The organism is Nocardia farcinica (assembly GCF_029867845.1).
Lineage (GTDB): Bacteria > Actinomycetota > Actinomycetes > Mycobacteriales > Mycobacteriaceae > Nocardia > Nocardia farcinica_A.
The window spans coordinates 1-2274 of the sequence record NZ_JARWRU010000226.1 but is presented as its reverse complement, the minus strand read 5'-3'; the positions used below and the strand labels follow the sequence as shown (position 1 = coordinate 2274).

Annotated in this window: 2 protein-coding genes; both read left to right on the top strand. The window is 74.3% G+C overall.

The annotated features are described in order from the left end of the window. Positions 1 to 417 precede the first annotated feature (417 nt). Entirely contained in the window at positions 418 to 858 is a 441-nt protein-coding gene (locus QH283_RS04640) for an Rv3235 family protein (RefSeq protein ID WP_280501773.1), read from the top strand. A gap of 126 nt (positions 859 to 984) precedes the next feature. Then, a partial coding sequence (locus QH283_RS04635; protein WP_280501772.1) for a hypothetical protein occupies positions 985 to 2274 on the top strand: 1290 nt, incomplete at its 3' end.

The window sequence follows — 2274 nt, the reverse complement described above, 5'->3', positions numbered from 1 at the left end:
GGTGGGCCCGCGTCCGGTGGGGTGTGGCCCCCGGGGCGGGGCGGCGCCCCGCCGCGGCGCGGGGCGCGGCCGGTGGTGCGGCATCGTGGCCGTGCGACCGATCCCGGCCGCGCGGGTGAGGCCGGGAGGCCGGGAATCCGGTCATCCGTCGGCGGCGTGCGCGAGGCCGGGACCCCGGATGCGCGGCCACCGGCTGCCGGCCCGCGCGACGCAGGGGCAGACGCCGCCGCCCGCATGGTCGGCCTACCGTGGGCCGATGGTGGGCGAGACGGCCGGTGCGCGAGCGTGCGCGGGCCGCGGCGAACCGCGGCTGCCGGACGTGCCCGTGGTTCGGGGGCGGTGAACGGCCGGGTCGATGCCGGTGGCGCCGAGGGCGCGGCGGGCTCCGTGCGAGCGCGTTGTCGGCACGGAGCGGGCGTGCGGCTGGCGATGCGGGCCGCGCACGCCGCCGAAGGCGCTGAGGTCCACCACGCCGCCGAAGGCGCTGAGATCCACCATGCCGCCGAAGGCGCCGAGATCCGCGCGGACGGGATCCACGCGGAGGTGGGACGATTCGCCGACCGTTCGCTGCGGGCGGTTCTCGAGGTGCTCGATCGGCGCAGGCCGGTCGGGCAGCTGGCCGGCATCGCCGACCCGCTGGTGCTGGCCGCCGTGCGCACCCTGGTGACCGGCGATCTGGCGCCGAGGCGCGAACTCGGGCCCGCGATCCTGGCCGGGGTGCGGGTGCGTCCGGTCGGGGCCGACGCGGCGGAGTTGTGCGCCGGGTACGAGCGGGGCGGGCGGCGGTTCGCCCTGGCGGCGCGTGCGGTGCGCGGACGGCGGACCGGGTGGCGGCTGACGGCGCTGCGGGTGCGCTGAGCGTCGGTTGCCCACCGCTGTGACCTGTGGGGACCGCGATGCCGCTGAACTGCGGACACACCTCGGCAAACCCCCACAGGCGGGCGGGGGTCGACTACGTTGAAGCAGGTGCGGCCCAGTCCGAGAGTGATCGAATCGGTCACGGTGTTCCTGTCTGTCCTGATGGGCTGTCTGGCGCTGTCCACACCGATCTCGCTCGCCTGGGCCAGCGGCACGGCGTCGCTGCAGATGGAGCTGCTCGTGCACAGCCTGCCCAAGGCGACCTCTGTCGGCGGCGTCGCGGCGATCGTCATGGTGGGGTTCGCGCTCACCACGACCTCCGCCAGGATGGCCTGGATACTCGCGCTCGCGGGCAGCCTGATCCTGCTCGCCAACCATTTGCTGGGGCAGAATCTATCGGGTTTCGCGCCGCTGACGACGCTGAACTACATCGATTGCATCGCGGGTGGCGTCGTGCTCGGCGGCGTGCTCACGGCGGTGCGCCACCGCAGGATGTCGCTGCTGGTGGCGGTGCTGGGCGCCATGTGTGCCGTCATGCTCGGCGACCTGAGCGTCTCCGACGCCGAGTTCACCGGATCGGCGGGCGACTCGCCGCTTGGCTGGTTCGTCGTGGACATGCCTTCGATCGCGCTGATCGTGCCGACCACGGTTCTGCTCGTGGTCTGCGTGTACTGCTCGCCGGGGCGGCGGCCGGACGATCAGGCGCTCTCGGTCGAGTTGCCGCTGCGGCCCATCCTCGCGGTGCTGGTGCTCACCGCGGGCAGAGTGATCGGCTCCGCCTGGCTGGTCCGTGATGATTCGACGCCCTACGACGCGCTGCCCGTCGCCCTGCTGGCCGTGCTCGCCGCGCTGATCAGCGCGCTGCTGCTGCCACATCGCGAGGGCCAGATGGTGCTGTGCGCGGTCGCGGCGAGCGCCACGGGCGGGGCGATCTTCCTCATGCCGCTGACCGGCTGGATGGTGCCGTTGCTGTTGGCCGTGGGCGCGGCGGGCATGGTGCTCGCCGCGTATCGTCCGATGCCGGTGGCGGCGGTGTCGGCCTCCATCGGTCTGGCCGTCGTGGCCGTGCTGACCGCCGATGCCGACGGACCCGGTCCGGCCGTCGCGCTCACCGGCGCCCTCGCGTTGTCCCTGCTGGTCGGCTACAGCCTGGCCTCGGCCGTGCCCACCGCAGGCGCCTGCGCGCTGGTGCTCGGCCTGCTTGTGCTCTGCCTGCCCGGCGTCACGGTCGCGGTCCGCGCGCGCATCTTCGGCATCGGGTTCGCCCTGCCCCGGCGCTGGGAGGCGCCCGGCGGGGTCCGGGAATCCGAGGTGGTGCTGTTCGCGCTGCCCGGCCTGATCGCCCTGATCATCACCGTCGGCTGTCTGCTCGCTCTGCTGCTGTTGCGCCGGCTGCGGCCCCCGGCGGTGCTCACC